Genomic DNA, 17,843 nt, shown 5'->3' with positions numbered 1-17,843 from the left:
AGATCAGGCTCCTACGGCTGCATCATAGGCATAAATGGTGACCTTGGCACGTTCGGCAACCTCTGCAGCCGTCATTCCCGGCTTGTAGAGGCTGGTGCCGAGGCCGAAGGCGAGCACGCCGGCCTTGGTGTAATCGGCGAAATTCTTGTCCGAAACGCCGCCGACCGCCGCAATGACGAGTTCCGGCGGCAGCACTGCGCGAATGGCCGTGATGCCGGAGGCGCCGAGCACGCCGGCGGGGAAGAATTTAAGCCCGGTGGCACCGGCGCGCGCGGCCGAAAGCGCTTCCGTGGCGGTGAAGACGCCGGGCATCGTCACCATGCCTTTGTCGCGGGCGCGGCTGATGACCGCAGGCTCCACATTCGGTGTCACCAGGAGCTTGCCGCCGGCGCCATCAAGCTTGTCGACATCTTCGACCGTCAGCACCGTGCCGGCGCCGATCAGGCAATCGGCCGGCGCCATCTTGGCAGCGATTTCGATGGAGCGGAACGGCTCCGGCGAATTCAGCGGGATTTCAATTGCCGTGAAGCCTGTTTCGATCAACGTGCCGACAATGTCAGCCGTTTCCTCGGGCTTGATGCCGCGAAGAATGGCAATGAGCGGGCGCTTCATGGGCGGAAAGGGGGTGCGAGTTGTCATCAGCTTTTACTTTCTTTCTTGAACCAGATTGCTTCGGCCGCAGCGGAAAGTCCGCGACGGACGGCGGCATCGGCGTCGATCGTCTTAAAGGGGAGGGAGAGGGCGCGGAACGCGTCTTCGTAGAGCGCCTGGAGGCGGCCGGAGGCAACGAGCGTGATGGCCGCATTCTGCCCCGCAGAGGCGCGCGCGCCGGCGATTTCCGCGCCGATCAGTGTGCCCGATATGAGCGCCTGCGCACCGGCTGCCGTCAGCCCGTTCAGAAGCTGGCCGGAGCGAGCCGTGAACAACAGATTGGTGAGGAGCGCCGGCTTATCCAGGGCCGCCTTGAGGGCGGTCTCGAATGTCTTTGTGTCGGCCGGCATGTCTGCAGCACCGGCAACTGCATGCGACAGGATGCTGTGCTTGGTAATGACGTCGAAAAGCTCGCCCGTCATGAAGGTGGAAAAGCCTGTCACCTGACCATCCAGCACGCGCACCCATTTCGAATGGGTTCCCGGCATGCAGACGAGTTGTTCGCCCGTGGCATCGGCCGCAATCGTGCCGAGCAGCTGCGTTTCCTCGCCGCGCATGACGTCCGGTACCTGTTGGCTGCGTTGCGCCAGGCCGGGCAGGATACGGATATCGCGGGATTGTCCGGGCACGGAAACAGCGGCGGTGAGGATTGCGGCAAGGGGGGTCGGCGTGTCGATGTAGCCGGCCTCCACCCAGCCCTGGCGCGCGCCGGCCATGCCGCAGACGATGACGGGAACGGCGTCCGGCGCCGATACGGCGTCGAGATGTGCCTGCAGGACCTTGTCAAAGCCGGTTTGCGCGGCCGTGGTCATGCCTTCGCCGCTACGGCGCTCCGCGAGAATGCTGCCGTCTTCGCCGATCAACCACAGCCGGAAACTGCTGGTGCCCCAGTCCACGGCGACATATGCCGGTTTCGTCATGAGAAATGCTCCAAGTCTTGCGTCAGAAATCTTGAGATTAGAAAATGCCGCCATCGATAGTGATGGCTTGTCCGGTCATGGCGCCGGAGCACTCCGAAGCCAGGAAGAGGACTGGACCGACCAGATCCTCGGGGCTCAGCACGCGCTTCAGGCATTGCCGGTCCATCATCTTCGCCATGCCGTCCTCCGTCAGCCAGAGGTCGAGTTGGCGCTGTGTGACGATCATTCCAGGCAGAACGGCGTTGACGCGGATATTCTCCGGCCCGAAGCGTCCGGCAAAGCTCTTGGTCAGCCCGATGATGCCGGACTTCGCGGTCGCGTAGGAGGATAGAAGCGGCGGGTTCATCTTGAAGACGATCGAGGAGAAGTTGATGATCGCGCCGCCGCCGGCTGCGCGCATGCCCGGTGCCGCCGCCTGTGAGACGAAGAAGACTTGCTTCAGATTGATCGCCTGATTGTTGTCCCAATATTCTTCGGTCGTGGTGTCGATGTCGTGCCGGTCGTCCCAACCCGCGTTGTTGACGAGGACCCGGACCGCCCCGAGATCGGCCTCGACGGCCGCAACTGTGCTTTTGATCGCGCCGACATCGCGCAGGTCGGCATGGTAGAAGGCAACAGGATGGGCAAATTGACCTGAAAGCTTGGCCGCCAGCGCCTTGCTGGGTTCCTCGGCTATATCAATGAAGGCGACTTTCGCCCCCTGACGGGCAAAAGCCTCTACCAGGCTTGCGCCGATGCCGGAGCCTCCGCCGGTGACGAGAACCGTGCGATCTTTCAGATCGGGAAATTGCGCCTGAATATCGGCCAAGATGTCTCCTCCCAAGATCAATGAAAAGTTCCATTATTCGGAACGTAATTTGACTATATGGAATTATCGGACTACCCTTGCACAGTGTCAAGGACAGTGCGGCTTTGCCAGAGATAAATGAATGAGTATGGGTCTGGGTTCAGAGGCGGGAAAAAATAAAAGGCATCGCGATCGGGAAACGGGGACGCTCGGAAAGCTTGTCTCCCTGCTCGATTTCGTCGCGTTGGCTGATGGCCCCATGCGCTTTACCGACATTCTCTCGCTTTCCGAGCAGCCGCGCGGCTCGCTGCATCGGCAATTGTCGCATCTTGTCGAGGAGGGGCTTCTTGAGGTTGACCGCGACGGGCGCTATCGGATCGGATTGCGGCTCCTGACCCTTGCTTCACGCAGTTGGGCGCGCAACGAGTTTCGGGCGATTGCCGAGCCGCATCTTCACTGTTTGCAGGAGGTGACGGGTGAAACCGTGCATCTCGGCGTCCTGCGGGGCGCTGAGGTGATCTATCTCGACAAGGTGGAGGGTCAGCAATCCGTGCGGATGTATTCGCAGGTCGGCAATGCTTCTCCCGCCTATTGTACCGGTGTCGGCAAGGCGGCACTCTCTGTGCTCGACGATGCCGAGCTTACAGAGAGAATCTCAGGTCTCGAATATCGCCCCTACACAGAGCATACCCTTCGCTCCCCCTCGGAGCTGCTCTCCGATATCGGGCAAATTCGGGCGCGCGGCTACGCCTTCGATCTTGAGGAACACGAAAACGGTATCTGCTGCGTCGCTGCGCCGATCCGGTCCGATGATGGCCATATGCTTGCCGGAGTCTCGGTGACCGGCCCGGCCTATCGCGTCACGCAGCAGAGGCTGCAGGCATGGGCGCCACGGGTGGTCGTTGCCGCTGATTCGATCATGATGGACATGCGCAACCGCATGGGCCCCAAACGCTGATCCCAGCAGATCTGGCGCAACGACTGCGGGAACTCCGGGGGATTTAATGCTGCCGGCGCGGGATCTTAGCGCAATTGCTCGTTTATCTTGAATTTTACTGTTGAGATATGGCAAAGAACTGCCATTATCTTCAGGTGATTGCTGAAACCGCAGAGGATTTAGCGAGGTGACGAGGGGGAGATAATAGTAACGGGCGTCGACGCAATCACGATTTTGGAAAACTTATATTGTGCCGAGCTGCCGATAGTGGCGCCGGGACGTTAATCGTAAAGGGCAGCGAGCGGAAGCTTCGTATTTTTGCCCTCTTTTACATAAAGAAGACTGATGATGGCGGCATTGGTACAAGCAGGAATGTCCCCTCGCGACGAGGATCTGATCGAGGAAATCACCAGGCTTAAAACGCAGTTCGATGTGTTCCGTTTCATGAAGGGATTGACGGAGGCCTACCGGTGCCGCGCCTTCATGGTCCTTAATCTTCCGCCGATCACATCCTCCGACCTGCAAAGCAGCTCGGTAATCAACAACTGGCCGGCAGAACTCCTGTCGATCTATGATCAGGAAAGCCTGCTGTCGACCAGTCCCGTGTTGCTGCGCCTGCGCGCCTCCACGTTGCCTTTTCTTTATGACGTGGTGGCAAATCCCAATCGCGAAGAAAACAAATCGCAGCTTGTCGTGGCTTTGTTTGAGCGTTTCCGCATGACGCGTTTCGCTTATTTCCCGACCCATGATGCCTCGGGTCTTCGCGGCGCTGTTTCTTTGGCTGGCGATCGCGAACACTTTTCGCCGCAGGAGATCAAGGATCTCTTTTATATTGCGGTTCACGTTTTCGACCGGCTTGCCGAAATTCGTAACCTGGATGTTCGCGTCGTCGACACCCTTACCGACCGTGAGATCGATTGCCTGAATTGGACGGCAGCTGGAAAGACCAGCGCCGAAATCGCCGAAATCCTCTCCCTGTCGGAGCATACGGTCAATCACTACCTCAATCGCGCAACCAAGAAGCTCGACACTGTCAACCGCACGCAGGCCGTCGCCAAGGCCCTGCGTGTCGGATTGATAAAATAGTGAGGCCTCCCATTGCGGCGACGCCATGATACGGCGGTGATGGGAATTTGCGCAGCATGTGAATAATTTTTGTGCGCTGCAAATAAAATATGATGAAGTCTGCAGCGACCATCTGCTCTCCTGTTCCAGGTGCGATTCAAATAACGTGCTGAAGACTCATCGCTTTCCGGATTTTTGGAAACTGGCACGCTTCCTGCTTCTTAGGAAACAGAGGTCCAGAGGGGACTTTGATAACAGCGCCGATGAAAACGTGCGCGGATCAAGCGACCGCCGCCGACACCTTCGCCATAGCTTCTCCCGGCGAAGGATCGGCGGCGGTTGTTACTTATTTGGCACGCTGATTAGGTTCCGACGCGGTTTCGAGACGATTTTCGTGCCGTTGCCCTATATATTTCAAATGAATGATCTATGTCGGCCCGCGACCATGTCTTCCCGAATTGGGAGAACGTTGCGGCTGGTAAGGGTTTTTCTTTATAGACCCGGCGGACCTGCCGGCCGCAACGAAGACGTTTTTATCAACGGCGTCCCGAATTTCGTTTGGCGAAGCCACGCCTCTCCACTATCTAAGCCGGAATGATTTCGGAAAGCGCCCGCGTATCCCGCGCTGCCGAAAAAGATTCTGCAGTGAGGATGAAATGGCAGACATCACCAAGGAACAGGTGCTGGAAACGTTGAAGACGGTTCGCGGCCCGGACCTGGAGCACAATATCGTCGAGCTCGGCATGGTTTCCGATGTGTTCATTTCCGACGGCAAGGTCTATTTTTCCATCACCGTTCCCGCCGAGCGTGCCAAGGAGTTGGAGCCGCTGCGGCTTGCGGCCGAGCGTGTCATCAAGGATATGCCCGGCGTCAAGGGCGCCCTGGTCGCGCTGACGGCCGACAAGAAGGCTGGTGCTCCGGCGCCCCGGCCCGCGCCTGCGCAAGCTGCCCCGCAAGGCCATTCCCATTCGCATCCTCATCAGCACGCGCCGCAACAGCCGCCCCGCGCCGCCAAGATCGGTGTTCCGGGCGTCAAAGCCATCATCGCGGTCGCCTCGGGCAAGGGCGGCGTCGGCAAATCGACGACGGCGGTCAATCTGGCGCTGGGGCTGCTTGCCAACGGCTTGAAGGTCGGCATTCTGGATGCCGATATCTACGGCCCTTCGATGCCGCGCCTCCTGAAGATTTCCGGACGCCCCACCCAGATCGATGGGCGCATCATCAATCCCATGGAGAATTACGGCCTCAAGGTCATGTCGATGGGTTTCCTCGTCGAGGAGGAAACCGCCATGATCTGGCGCGGGCCGATGGTGCAATCCGCTCTGCTGCAGATGCTGCGCGAGGTCGCCTGGGGCGAGCTCGACGTGCTTGTTGTCGATATGCCGCCCGGCACCGGCGACGTGCAGCTCACCATGGCGCAGCAGGTGCCGCTTGCCGGTGCCGTCATCGTCTCCACGCCGCAGGATCTGGCGCTGATCGATGCGCGCAAGGGCTTGAACATGTTCCGCAAGGTCGAGGTTCCGGTCCTCGGCATCGTGGAGAATATGAGCTACTTCATCGCCCCCGATACCGGCGCGCGCTATGATATCTTCGGCCATGGCGGCGCTCGCAAGGAGGCGGAGCGCATCGGCGTGCCTTTCCTGGGCGAAGTGCCGCTGACCATGGGCATTCGCGAGACCTCGGATGCGGGAACGCCGCTTGTCGCCGCCGAGCCGAACGGGGTCGTTGCAAATATTTATCGCGAAATCGCGGCCAAGGTCTGGAAGCAAGTCGCGGATAGTCCACAGCGCGCGGCACCGGCGATCGTATTTGAATAATTCACCAGGACGGATCTGCTTTCCCTGTGGCGGCGGATTGTCTTGGCGGCATCCTGTGCTATGACTTCGCAGGATTGGCCAAACTGCGGCGAAGCATGCGATGAAGAGGTTGGACTTGATTCTTTGCGAGCTTTGCTGCATATGCGCCGCCTGCGTGGAACTGGTCGGTCGTTTCCGATGACCAATCTCCGCCAAATGGTGGTTTTATTTCGGCCGCGCAGGCGTCTTCGCCCGGACGGACGAGGGATTGGTACAGCAGCGCAATGGAACATGAACACGGATTCCCGGCCGGACGGGCGGGATATGACCGGGGTTTTATGAGCTTTTTTTGTCGGACATTGGTGAGATCGCAGAGGATGCGGGCAAGGTGTCCTGACGCCGCCTGCATCCGCGCCGCCGCAGGAGCGCGCAGTTGATAACTGCCTATTGCTCAGGTTCGAAGCCGCTCGAGCTTCCCGATCTTTCGGCCATCGATCGGTTGCCCGACGATGCCGTGTGGATCGATATGGTCGATCCGTCGCGCGAAGAGGAAGCCAATATCGAGCGCCTGCTTGGGCTCGAAGTGCCGACGCGTGAGGACATGAAGGATATAGAGCCCTCGAGCCGGCTCTATATCGAGGACGGCTCGGTCTTTTTGACGGCCTCGCTCCTGTGCAAGGCCGATACCAGCCTACCGATGTTGACTGATGTTGCCTTTATCCTGGCGGGACCTCGGTTGATCACCATCCGCTATGCTCAGCCGAAGTCCTTCGCGCTTTTCATCGCGGCGCTTCAGCGTATCCCGCAGGATCGGCGCACAGGCGTGGCGCTCCTGGCGAAGCTGCTCGAAACGATCGTCGACCGGACCGCCGAGGTCCTTGAACAGACGGTTGCCGGTGTCGATATATTGTCGGTGCATGTATTTGGCGATCGCGTGAAGAAGGTCCGCCGGCCGGGGAACTATCTCGAAGAAAAGCTCAAGGACATAGCGCGCTATCACCGTACGCTCAGCAAGATACGTGACAGTCTGAGTTCGCTGTCGCGCCTGCTGACCTTCCTTCAAGCTATCCCCGCCATGCAGCAGGACCACGAAGCAAGGGATCTCTGCCGCAATGTTTCGAGAGATGTTCAATCTCTTTCCGAGCATGCGTCGTTCGTGGCGGGCAATATCACCTTCCTGCTCGACGCATCGCTGGGGCTGATCAACATTGAGCAGAACGCCATCATAAAGATCTTCTCGATCGCTTCCGTGGTGTTCCTGCCGCCGACGCTTGTCGCCTCCGTCTATGGCATGAATTTCGAACATATGCCCGAATTGCATTTTGCCTTCGGCTACCCTGCATCGCTGTTGTTGATGGTGGTTTCCGCCATCGTTCCGTTTTTCTTTTTTCGCTGGAAAGGCTGGCTCTGAGAGTCTAGTGATCCTGAATGTCTAACGAAACCCATCATTCTCCCGACGGGAAAATGGACGCTCGCAAGCTCGCCTACCTCGCCCTCGGTTCGGTCGGCGTTGTTTATGGCGATATCGGTACGAGCCCGCTCTATGCCTTTCGCGAAGCATTGAAGCCGGTGGCCGCCGACGGCCTGACGCGCGGCGAAGTCATCAGCGTCGTCTCGCTGATGTTCTGGACGCTGACGATCATCGTCACGATCAAATATGTCCTTTTTCTGCTACGCGCGGACAATGACGGCGAAGGCGGCACGCTCTCGCTCCTGGCGCTGTTGATGAAGACGGCGAACGGCCACACCGCCATCCTGATGTTGCTGGGATTGCTGGGTGCCGCGCTTTTCCTCGGCGACGCGATGATTACGCCGGCGCTTTCGGTCCTTTCGGCGGTCGAAGGTCTGAAGCTCGTGACCCCGCAATTGTCGGATTATATCGTGCCGATATCGGTGGCCATTCTGGCATTGCTTTTTGCGATCCAGTCGCATGGTACTGGTGCCGTCGCCCGTTTCTTCGGCCCGATCACCGCGCTGTGGTTCATCGTCATGGGTCTTGTCGGCATCATGCACATTTCTGATGATTACAGCATTCTGGCAGCGCTCAATCCCTGGTATGCGGTGACCTTTCTGATGCGCGAGGGCTTCCTCGGCGTCGTCGTTCTCGGTGCCGTGTTCCTGACGGTGACGGGCGCGGAAGCGCTCTATGCCGACCTCGGGCATTTCGGCCGCCGCCCGATCCAGTGGGCCTGGTTCGTGCTGGTGTTTCCGTCGCTTACCCTGAACTACTTCGGCCAGGGCGCGCTGGTGCTGCGTGACCCCATGGCCATGTCGGACCCGTTCTTCCTGATGTATCCGCACTGGGCGATCCTGCCGGTGGTCATTCTTGCCACGATGGCGACGATCATCGCCAGCCAGGCCGTCATCACGGGTGCTTTCTCGTTGACCCGCCAGGCGATTCACCTCGGCTTCCTGCCGCGCATGGAAATCCTCTTCACCTCCGAGACCAATACCGGGCAGATCTTCCTGCCGTCGGTCAACACGGTCCTGTTCTTCGGCGTCATCTTCCTGGTGCTGGCCTTCAAGACCTCGGATGCGCTGGCGACCGCCTATGGCATCTCAGTGACCGGCGCGATGGTCGTTACCTCGATCATGGCCTTTGAATTCGTCCGTGTCCGCTGGAACTGGACGCTGCCGATGGCGGTTGCCGTGCTCACGCCGCTCTTGCTGCTGGAATTCGTCTTCCTCGGCGCCAACCTCTTGAAGATCCACGATGGCGGCTACGTGCCGGTGATGATCGCGACGGCCTTTACCGTCATCATGTGGACCTGGCGCCGCGGCACCGCGATCCTTATGGAAAAGACACGCCATACCGATATCCCGCTCTCATCCTTCGTCAGCTCGATCGAGCGCAAGAGCGATCACTCGCCGGCGCATGTGCCGGGTACGGCGATCTTCCTGACGAGCGATCCGGAATCGGCTCCCGCCGCGCTGCTGCATAATCTGAAGCATAATCACGTCCTGCATGACAAGAACGTCATCCTGACGATCCGCACCATCAACAAGCCGCGCGTCGCCCAGGAAGATCGTTATACCGTCGAGAAGGTTTCGGACCGTTTCTCGCGCGTCGAGTTGCGCTTCGGCTTTATGGAATCACAGAATGTCTCGCAGGCGCTCGCGACCCTGCGTAAGACCGGCTTGAAGTTCGACATCATGTCGACCTCCTTCTATCTCGGCCGTCGCAAGCTGGTGCCGGATGCGAAATCAGGCATGCCGCACTGGCAGGACCGGCTCTATATCGCCCTCGCCAACGCCGCGACCGATCCCTCGGACTACTTCCGCCTGCCGGCCAACCGCGTGGTGGAACTGGGCTCGCACGTCATCATCTGACGCGGATATTTTTGCAATTGGTTCAGAAGACCCTGTGGATATTCCGCTGGGTCTTTTGTTTTCGGTTCACCGCCTGCATGACCATAGGTTCGCCCGAATTAACCATCCATCAAGGTTAATGGGAGATTATTCCGGCTCCTGGTTTCGAGTGCCGTTTGGAGTCCGGTGTTGTCTCGCTCGCGTTATGTCAGCCGCAAGTCGCGGTTCCTGCCACAAAATTGGACCTCTCCAGCCGTCTTCGGGCTCTGCGCCTGGCTTATTTTTCCGTCGACGGCCGCCTATGGCGATCTTGCCGGCCTGCTTGCGGGTATCGATAGGGAAGGAGACAATTGGCGCATGGTGATGACAGATTCGCCGGCCGGCTCCACCCATCAGGCGGAGCTGGCCTTTGGCGATGCCAAGGCGTCGTCTGCCATTGGAGACGGCGGTCTGATATTGCCGGATGGACGGCGCGTTGCGTTCCAATCCGAAGGCAAGGGCAGCGATCCCCGGCCCGATGAGGACCGTATCAACAGGCAGAGCAAGAAGGGCAGGGTGGTGGCCATCACGCCGATGCTGCCGCCGAAGGATTTTTCCGCAGGCTCCGTGCTGCAGCGTCAAAGCCTGCTGCTTCGGCCGGAATCGGCAACCGGCGAACGCACGGCATTCCTGAAGCCGAACCTCGGCGGCAAGGAAATCCAGATTGCCACCGCCTTCTACAAGAAGGAGCCGCCAAAGCCGGACGACAGCGTGCCGGCCTATATCGCCAATTTGGTCACCAATCAGAATGCCGATGTTCTGGCCGCCGCCTATGCCTCGCCGGCGCCGGACTATGCCCGTGTCTCGCCCTTCGATTCCATTCTGGCCAAGGATCAGGACGACGAGGGGCGTTTCGTGCCGCAGATCGGCCCGAAGGATCATGCCTGGGCCGCCAATGTCCTGCCGCCATCGGTCTTTTCATCCGACGAGCAGCAATGCCTTGCTACCGGCATCTATTTCGAGGCGCGCGGCGAGTCCGCGAAAGGACAGGCCGCTGTTGCCCAGGTTATTCTCAACCGCGTCCGCAACCCCGCCTATCCTAAGACCATCTGCGGCGTCGTCTACCAGAATGAGGATTGGACCAACGCTTGCCAGTTCTCCTTCGCCTGTGACAACGTCAAGGAGCGCGTCAATTCGCCAGAACACTGGCGTATTGCCCGCCAGGTCGCCATGGCGGTCACCGCCGGCAAGATCTGGCTGCCGGAAGTCGGTTCCGCCACTCACTATCATGCTGTCTATGTCCGGCCGAAATGGGCTGCCGAAATGGTGAAGGTCGGCCGCATAGGCATGCACATCTTCTACAGGACCTATGGCGGCGGCTGGAGTTGAGGCGACTGGTTACGGCAGATTGACACCAGGGGCAGGGCCGCTTCCCCCGGCAAAAAAGCCACGGGAAAGCATGGGCTGAAGAGGATTCTTCCGCTCAGTTTTCGGTCAATATGGCTCTTTCGCTCTAAACTCATGATTTAATTGGGCTAATTTATGGCTGGACAGATGGTGTCTACGCCTTGACTATGCTTTTTCCTAAAACTATGTTGCGCGCGACTTCAAAACGGGCCGAAAGGTGGCGAAACCTGCTGTTCGTTTACGCGTTGACCGGGGTACAGGGATTACGCGCAACGAAAATGGGGAGGGTGCCACCATGACGGATGACCGCGACGAGGGTCTGGAACAGCGGCGGGCGCAGCTGGGAGCCGAATTGGCGAACAAGCGCGCTGCGGTGAGAGAGGATGAACGCGGGGAGGTTCGCGCCGAGGAGAGCCGCAAGGGCTACGCTCAGGCGATGAAGCTTTCCAGTGAGTTCATTGCTGCAATCATCGTTGGCGCCGTTCTGGGCTATATCTTCGACCGTTTTGTCGGTACGACGCCGTGGGGCATGATTATTTTGCTGCTTCTCGGATTCTGTGCTGGCGTGCTGAATGTGCTACGCTCTGCAGGCAAGGTGGCGACGCCGGAGCCTCAGGGACGTGAGCCTGGTAAGAAATGAGCGGAAGCGACGCAGCGGCGTTGTTTTCAGATGAGAAGCATCTGCTCGGTGGAGCGGAATAATGAAAGAGAACAAGCGGTGGCAAACGATCCTACCCATCAGTTCCTGATCTTTAAGATTATCCCGATCGATATCGGTGGAATTGATTTTTCGTTCACCAATGCTTCGCTGTTCATGGTTGCCTCGGCAGTGCTGTCCGCGGGCTTTCTGTATTTTGCCAGCGCGCCGCGCGCCGTTGTCCCGACGCGCTCGCAGTCCGTTGCGGAAATGGCCTATGAGTTCATCGCCTCGATGTTGAAAGAGGGGGCGGGGACGAAGGGAATGAAATTCTTCCCGCTGGTCTTCTCTCTCTTCATGTTCGTCCTCACGGCGAACCTGCTCGGCCTCGTTCCTTACTTCTACACCGTCACCAGCCAGATCATCGTCACGCTGGCGCTCGCATTGCTCGTCATCTTCACCGTTATTTTCTACGGTTTGATCAAGCATGGCTTCGGCTTCTTCAAGATCTTCGTTCCTGAGGGTGTCCCTGGAGTTCTCTTGCCGCTGGTAGTGGCGATCGAGATCATCTCGTTCCTCTCCCGCCCGGTTTCACTCTCTGTTCGTCTTTTCGCCAACATGCTGGCCGGTCATATCACGCTCAAGGTGTTCGCAGGCTTTGTCGCCTCGCTCGGAGCCCTCGGCGCGCTTGGTATCGGCGGAGCAGTTCTTCCTCTTATCATGACCGTCGCCCTCACCGGTCTCGAGTTCCTTGTCGCCTTCCTTCAGGCTTACGTCTTTGCGGTGCTGACTTGCATGTACCTCAACGACGCAATCCATCCGGGCGGCCACTAAGGATAAAGACATTGGCGTCTAATGGCGTCAGTCATTCACCGCACAACCATTTCAAAGGAGTTCAACATGGACGCGGAAGCAGCAAAGTTCATCGGCGCAGGTTTGGCTTGCTTTGGTATGGCCGGCACGGCTCTCGGCCTCGGCAATATCTTCGGCAGCTACCTGTCCGGCGCACTGCGCAACCCGTCGGCTGCTGACAGCCAGTTCGGCCGTCTGGTATTCGGCTTCGCCGTTACGGAAGCTCTGGGCATCTTCTCGCTGCTCGTCGCTCTCCTCCTGCTCTTCGCCGTCTGATATCAGCGGCGTCATAGATCACGGTTCGCGAGCAGCGAGCCGTGATTCTTTGTATTTGCAGACCACCTGGAGGTGAGCATGTTTGTGACCCCGGCATATGCTGAAGAAGCACCGCCGGCCGCCGGAGCGGTGCACACGGAAACGGGTGCGCCGAATGAAGGCCATCACGGCGGCGTATTCCCGCCGTTTGACCATACGACGTATCCATCACAGCTGCTTTGGCTGGTGATCACCTTCGTCATCTTCTACGTGGCCATGCAGAAGATCGTTATTCCGCGCGTCGGCACCATTCTGGAAAGCCGGCACGACCGGATCGCCCAGGATATCGAGGAAGCCTCGCGTCTGAAGGCTGAAGCCGACGCCGCCGTCGCGACCTATGAAAGCGAATTGGCTGCTGCGCGCGCCAAGGCAAATTCCATCGGCGCCACCGCTCGCGATGCCGCCAAGGCCAAGGCCGAAGAGGATCGCAAGGCAATCGAGGCGAGCCTGGCTGAGAAGCTCAAGGCCGCAGAAGGCCGCATTGCTGAAATCAAGGCGAAAGCCTTCGGTGATGTCGGTGCAATTGCCGAAGAGACGGCCGGGGCTGTCGTCGAGCAGTTGGTCGGCAATGTCGCCGGCAAGGTCGATGTCGCCTCTGCGGTTGCGGCAGCCGCTGCAAAGCAGGAGGGCTGATCCATGGAATTTTCTTTCGACAACACCTTCTTCGCGTTTGTCAGCCTTCTCATCTTCCTAGGCCTGATCGTTTACCTCAAGGTTCCCGGCATGATGGCAAAGTCGCTGGACGACCGCGCCGATCAGATCCGTAACGAGCTGGCCGAAGCCAAGCGCCTGCGTGAAGAGGCCCAGCACCTGCTGGCCGAATATCAGCGCAAGCGCAAGGAAGCTGAGGCTGAAGCAGCACATATTGTTGCGGCAGCCGAGCGCGAAGCGGAAATGCTGACGACCGAGGCTCGCAAGAAGACCGAGGAGTTCGTCGCCAACCGTACGGCTCTGTCCGAGCAGAAGATCAAGCAGGCCGAAGCCGATGCGATGAAGGCGGTCCGCTCCGCTGCCGTCGATCTGGCAATCGCCGCTGCAGAATCGGTGCTTGCCAAGAAGGCCGATGGCAGCGTTCAGTCCGGCCTCTTCAGCGACGCTGTCAAGGAAGTGAAGACGCGGCTGAATTAAGCCCTCGCAATATCGAATTCGAAAGAGCCCTGCTTCCGCGGGGCTTTTTTTGTTTCATGCTCAGTCATGATTGATCATCGCCGCAGTGGGAGGCAAGATCAGTGCATGAGGGGAGAGTGGATGCAGTCAACGACTGGCAGCGAACCGTTTCGTCAAGACGATCTCATCGTGAGACCGGTGGCCACCCGGACACCGGGCGTCCATGCCTTGCTGGCTGCGCTACATCGGTATGGTTTTGATGCAGCTCCGCATCCGGCTGGATATGACGAGGTATGGGAACGGGTAACCTATCTGCCCGGAGATACCGGCGATCTCGATGGCCACGCCGCGATGCGCGGCGAAATGGCGCTGCGGTCGGCTGCATCGCTACTGCGTCGCTATCACGATTGCTCCGCCCTGTTCGCAAAAAGCCTCGCGGCTAGCTACGCATGGCAACTGCCGGCCCGCTCGCCTTGCGAGGTAATCTGCCATGGGGATTTTGCCCCCTACAATGTCGTCCTGAACGATGGCGAAGTGAGCGGTATCATCGATTTCGAGGCTGCGCATCCCGGTCCGCGAATATGGGATCTGGCCTATGCCGTCTATCGCTGGGCGCCGCTGTCCTCCGGCGTCGCTATCAAGGGAATGGACACTCTTGCCGCCCAAGTCGGTCGCACCCGTATCTTTATCGATGCCTATGGTCTGTCCGTTAACGAGCGTAGCACATTGCTTGACGTCGTCGTCGAGCGGCTTGAGGCGCTATTGGTTTTCATGGAACGGGAAGCTGCCCGCGGCATCGAGAGATATCGCCGGAATCTCCAGGAAGGACATGATCGCATCTACAAGGAAGACATCGCCTATATCAGAAAATGCTCGACTGAAATCGTCGCCGGACTGACGGGCTGAGTTTCAAACGGCCTCTTTACGCAGCGGACGGAAGCTCATGCGGTGCAGCGGGCAGGGACCATGCTCCTCGATGCCAGCGCGATGCTGAGGAGTGCCATAGCCGGCATGGGCTGCGAAACCATAGGCTGGAAAGACAATGCCCGCGCGCGCCATCATCCGGTCGCGGGTTACTTTGGCGATGATCGATGCGGCAGCGATGGAGAATGAGCGCGCGTCTCCCTTGACGACGGCCTTTCCCGGGCATGCAAGCCCGGCTGGCACATCGAGCCCATCGGTCAGCACATAGCTTGCCGGCACGGCAAGTCCGCAAATGGCACGGCGCATCGCATCGAGGCTTGCCTTGCGGATATCGGTCGTGTCGATACGACCGGCACTCGACGAGGCGATAGAGACCGTTGCTGTTGCGAGAATCTCCACGAACAGCTCTTCGCGTCTGGCCGCGGTCAGCTGTTTGGAATCGTTGAGCCCTTGCGGGATCCGCTCAGGGTCGAGAATGACGGCGGCGGCGACCACCGGTCCGGCAAGCGGGCCTCGGCCAGCCTCATCGGCCCCGGCGACAGGCCAATGGCCGGCTCGGCGCGCAATCAGCTCCAGCTCAAACGTGGGAACGAGCGGGGCGTCCTCGAAAAGCATTGGAGAATCGGGTGATGTGCTGCGTGTCATGCGGCGAAGCTCGCACACCACCCGATCTCCTGCAAGCCCCCGGTGGATCAGGGCGGCGAACCGGGGGGCTTTTCCAGCGGGGTCAGGGAAAACCCGCAAGGAATATCAAAGCAGCGACAACTGGACGCCGCTGCCGTCTGGCGGCACGAACAGATCGTCGCGCAAAGCGATATTGCGGCGCGTAAGCTCGAGCCGGCGCGTCGCCATTTCGAAGCGGCGGCTGATCTGCCAGGCATAAGGCCCGGCGCCCTTCATGCGCTTGCCGAACTCCGCATCGTAATCCTTGCCGCCGCGCATCGAGCGGATCAGCGACATGACGTGGCGATAGCGATCCGGATAATGCTGCAGCAGCCAATCGCGAAAGAGCGGGCTCACCTCCAGCGGCAGCCGCAGGATGACATAGCTTGCTTCCTGCGCGCCGGCGGCCTTGCCGGCGTCGAGGATACGCTCGATTTCATGATCGTTGAGGGCAGGGATAATCGGCGCCACCATGATCGCGGTGCGGATGCCGGCCTCGTTCAAAGCCTGGATCGCCTCCAGCCGCCGCGGCGGCGTCGCTGCCCGCGGCTCCATGGTGCGCGCGAGCTTGCGGTCGAGCGTCGTCACCGACAATCCCACCCGCACAAGGTTCTTGGCGGCCATCTCCTTTAGAATATCGATATCGCGCATGACCAGCGCCGATTTGGTGACGATAGCAACGGGATGGTTCGCCCGGTTCAGCACTTCGAGGATCTGGCGCATGATCCGCCATTCCTTCTCGATCGGCTGGTAGGGATCGGTATTCGTCCCTATGGCGATGACGCGCGGCTTGTAGCCGGGCTTTGCCAGTTCGCGTTCCAGCAGCTTGGCCGCATCCGGCTTGGCAAACAGCTTCGATTCGAAATCCAGCCCTGCCGACAGGCCCATATAGGCATGCGTCGGCCGCGCGAAGCAGTAGATGCATCCGTGCTCGCAGCCGCGATAGGGGTTGATCGATCGATCGAAAGGAATATCGGGCGATTCGTTACGGGTAATGGCCGTGCGCGGCTTCTCCACCTGCACTTCGGTTTTGAAAGGCGGCAGCTCTTCCCAGCTCTGCCAGCCGTCGTCGAAGGCCTCGCGCTGCTGCGGCTCGAACCGGCCGCTCGGGTTCAATCCGGCGCCGCGTCCGCGCCGACGCTCGACATCGACCCTGAGACCGGAATCGGCGATCAAAGCGTTGGCAACGTCTGCCGTATTGGCAGGCGCGAAAGCGGCCTGCCCTGCAAGGGACTGCTCGTTCATCGGTAGCTCCGGGGCGGCTCATGCCATCGCACGCCGCGTCTAAGATGATTAAATTCCTATCCGACAAATGAGAACATTGCAAGAACAAAAATCCGAAATCACCATTTTCCACCTCGTTGAGAGGAGGTGTTTGGCGATACCGGCGGTGAGCGTTTCCGGCGGCATATGATGCTTTTCTTAAACGTTTGGAGCCGAAGGTTGGGTGCTGGCAATAAATTATGCGCCGCTCTATAAATGGGCAATGTTGACGGTCATTATCGAATGCCAGGATCACGAACCCGAGCTGGCGCAGACATTGGCGGCATTGGTGGCAGGCGCGGTCGAGGGGCTGGTCAGCGACGTGATCGTGCTCGATCACGGTTCGAGTGATGGCACATCGAAAGTGGCGGATGCTGCCGGCTGCCGCTTTTACTCGCAGTGGGATATCAAGGACATATTGCGGGCAGCCCGCGGCGAATGGCTGTTGCTGGTCGAGCCGGGCGCGCGGCCGCAAGCGGGCTGGATCGACGAGGTCGCCGAATATGTCTCCCTGAACAAAGGCCCGGCGCGGTTTACGGCGTCGCGGGGCTATCGGCGCCCCTTTCTGAAGCGGATCGGCCGCCGTTCGCCGCCATTGGAACTGGGTCTGCTGCTTTCGAAGCACCAGGCCATCGCGATCGCCAGGTCGGGCATGCAGCTCGCGGAATTTGCCAAGGGCCAGAAGGGCCGCAGGCTTTCAAGCGAACTCATTCCCTCCTGGGTGGCGCGCGCGGCGCGATAGAGTTTCACGTTCCGCAGATTCCATTTGTAAACGCGGGAATAGCTGCGATAATTCGTGTGTGGCGGCACCTTACGCGTGTCGCGTTAGTGACCGACCATGAAGATGCCGATATCAGGCGGAACTGGTCAGCGGAATTCTCCTTTTTCGCCGGGATTTCGGCGAAAGGAGGTGCGTTATGAAACGCACGATGCTCTACCGCCTCATAGCAACTCTCTTCGTTGCAAGTGCAATTCTTTTCCCCGGCAATGCCGCCGCTCAGGTAACCTTGGCCTGTGCCAAGCGCGTCGATATCGTCGCGTTTCTTGGCGACCATCTTTCGGAAAAGCTTTCGGCTGTCGGCAAGCTCGATCAAAGCACGATCGTTGAGATCTATGCTGCTGAGAGCGGCAACTGGACACTGCTGATGAGCGACATATCCGGCCGGAGCTGCATCATACTCAGCGGCGATTCATGGGAATCAATTCCTGTCCTGCCGAAGGCATGACCGCC

General features: G+C 59.5%; 19 protein-coding genes. 14 read left to right on the top strand and 5 right to left on the bottom strand.

Annotation, left to right across the window (positions count from 1 at the left end):
• Window positions 1-3 precede the first annotated feature (3 nt).
• From FHT73_RS08690 to FHT73_RS08680, 3 genes are read right to left on the bottom strand one after another with little or no spacing between them, the layout of a single operon-like run.
• Entirely contained in the window at window positions 4-639 is a 636-nt protein-coding gene (locus FHT73_RS08690; protein ID WP_112611409.1) for a 2-dehydro-3-deoxy-6-phosphogalactonate aldolase, read from the bottom strand.
• Window positions 639-1,571: a 2-dehydro-3-deoxygalactonokinase gene (locus FHT73_RS08685; RefSeq protein WP_183710965.1), complete on the bottom strand. Its 933-nt coding sequence runs from the start codon at window positions 1,569-1,571 to the stop codon at window positions 639-641. Before FHT73_RS08685 ends, FHT73_RS08690 begins: the two co-directional genes overlap by 1 nt.
• Before the next feature lie 37 nt (window positions 1,572-1,608).
• Entirely contained in the window at window positions 1,609-2,379 is a 771-nt protein-coding gene (locus FHT73_RS08680) for an SDR family oxidoreductase (protein WP_183710963.1), read from the bottom strand.
• Window positions 2,380-2,506: 127 nt separating this feature from the next.
• Between FHT73_RS08680 and FHT73_RS08675 the strand changes: the two genes are divergently transcribed.
• From FHT73_RS08675 to FHT73_RS08620, 12 genes are all read left to right on the top strand, one after another.
• Window positions 2,507-3,316 (top strand): IclR family transcriptional regulator, encoded by an 810-nt coding sequence (locus tag FHT73_RS08675; protein ID WP_183711131.1) that lies wholly within the window; start codon window positions 2,507-2,509, stop codon window positions 3,314-3,316.
• Between the two features lie 324 nt (window positions 3,317-3,640).
• The gene (locus FHT73_RS08670; protein ID WP_183710961.1) at window positions 3,641-4,381 is read left to right on the top strand and encodes a LuxR family transcriptional regulator; all 741 of its coding nucleotides are present in this window, start codon (window positions 3,641-3,643) and stop codon (window positions 4,379-4,381) included.
• Between the two features lie 635 nt (window positions 4,382-5,016).
• Window positions 5,017-6,177 (top strand): iron-sulfur cluster carrier protein ApbC, encoded by a 1,161-nt coding sequence (gene apbC, locus FHT73_RS08665; protein ID WP_112611417.1) that lies wholly within the window; start codon window positions 5,017-5,019, stop codon window positions 6,175-6,177.
• A gap of 412 nt (window positions 6,178-6,589) precedes the next feature.
• Window positions 6,590-7,567 carry a magnesium transporter CorA family protein gene (locus FHT73_RS08660; RefSeq protein ID WP_112335424.1) on the top strand — a complete coding sequence of 326 codons (978 nt, stop codon included), beginning with the start codon at window positions 6,590-6,592 and terminating at the stop codon, window positions 7,565-7,567.
• A gap of 17 nt (window positions 7,568-7,584) precedes the next feature.
• Window positions 7,585-9,486, top strand: a complete 1,902-nt coding sequence (locus FHT73_RS08655; RefSeq protein WP_112611419.1) for a potassium transporter Kup — start codon at window positions 7,585-7,587, stop codon at window positions 9,484-9,486.
• Between the two features lie 168 nt (window positions 9,487-9,654).
• Window positions 9,655-10,833, top strand: a complete 1,179-nt coding sequence (locus FHT73_RS08650; RefSeq protein ID WP_183710959.1) for a cell wall hydrolase — start codon at window positions 9,655-9,657, stop codon at window positions 10,831-10,833.
• 313 nt (window positions 10,834-11,146) lie between these two features.
• Window positions 11,147-11,491, top strand: coding sequence for an AtpZ/AtpI family protein (locus tag FHT73_RS08645; protein WP_183710957.1), 345 nt, complete (start codon window positions 11,147-11,149; stop codon window positions 11,489-11,491).
• A gap of 78 nt (window positions 11,492-11,569) precedes the next feature.
• The gene (locus tag FHT73_RS08640) at window positions 11,570-12,322 is read left to right on the top strand and encodes a F0F1 ATP synthase subunit A (protein ID WP_112335429.1); all 753 of its coding nucleotides are present in this window, start codon (window positions 11,570-11,572) and stop codon (window positions 12,320-12,322) included.
• Window positions 12,323-12,388: 66 nt separating this feature from the next.
• On the top strand, window positions 12,389-12,616 hold the full coding sequence (locus FHT73_RS08635; RefSeq protein WP_015338972.1) for a F0F1 ATP synthase subunit C: 228 nt from the start codon (window positions 12,389-12,391) through the stop codon (window positions 12,614-12,616).
• A gap of 78 nt (window positions 12,617-12,694) precedes the next feature.
• Window positions 12,695-13,288 (top strand): F0F1 ATP synthase subunit B, encoded by a 594-nt coding sequence (locus FHT73_RS08630; RefSeq protein ID WP_183710955.1) that lies wholly within the window; start codon window positions 12,695-12,697, stop codon window positions 13,286-13,288.
• A 3-nt stretch (window positions 13,289-13,291) separates the two neighbouring features.
• Window positions 13,292-13,783 carry a F0F1 ATP synthase subunit B gene (locus FHT73_RS08625; RefSeq protein ID WP_132715953.1) on the top strand — a complete coding sequence of 164 codons (492 nt, stop codon included), beginning with the start codon at window positions 13,292-13,294 and terminating at the stop codon, window positions 13,781-13,783.
• Between the two features lie 120 nt (window positions 13,784-13,903).
• Window positions 13,904-14,668, top strand: coding sequence for a phosphotransferase (locus FHT73_RS08620; RefSeq protein WP_183710954.1), 765 nt, complete (start codon window positions 13,904-13,906; stop codon window positions 14,666-14,668).
• A 3-nt stretch (window positions 14,669-14,671) separates the two neighbouring features.
• Here the strand turns inward: FHT73_RS08620 and FHT73_RS08615 are convergent, their stop codons facing one another.
• Window positions 14,672-15,331 (bottom strand): ribonuclease HII, encoded by a 660-nt coding sequence (locus FHT73_RS08615; protein ID WP_183710952.1) that lies wholly within the window; start codon window positions 15,329-15,331, stop codon window positions 14,672-14,674.
• A gap of 105 nt (window positions 15,332-15,436) precedes the next feature.
• Entirely contained in the window at window positions 15,437-16,594 is a 1,158-nt protein-coding gene (locus FHT73_RS08610) for a PA0069 family radical SAM protein (protein ID WP_112335433.1), read from the bottom strand.
• Window positions 16,595-16,835: 241 nt separating this feature from the next.
• Here FHT73_RS08610 and FHT73_RS08605 point away from each other — a divergent pair, with 241 nt between their 5' ends.
• Together FHT73_RS08605 and FHT73_RS08600 are read left to right on the top strand one after the other, a co-directional pair.
• Window positions 16,836-17,354, top strand: a complete 519-nt coding sequence (locus FHT73_RS08605) for a glycosyltransferase (protein ID WP_112611449.1) — start codon at window positions 16,836-16,838, stop codon at window positions 17,352-17,354.
• Between the two features lie 175 nt (window positions 17,355-17,529).
• The gene (locus tag FHT73_RS08600) at window positions 17,530-17,838 is read left to right on the top strand and encodes a hypothetical protein (RefSeq protein ID WP_183710950.1); all 309 of its coding nucleotides are present in this window, start codon (window positions 17,530-17,532) and stop codon (window positions 17,836-17,838) included.
• The last annotated feature ends 5 nt before the right edge of the window (window positions 17,839-17,843 follow it).

This window comes from Rhizobium sp. BK098 (assembly GCF_014193155.1).
Lineage (GTDB): Bacteria > Pseudomonadota > Alphaproteobacteria > Rhizobiales > Rhizobiaceae > Rhizobium.
Note: the sequence above shows the minus strand (reverse complement) of the source record. Positions and strands in the feature narration are given on the sequence as shown.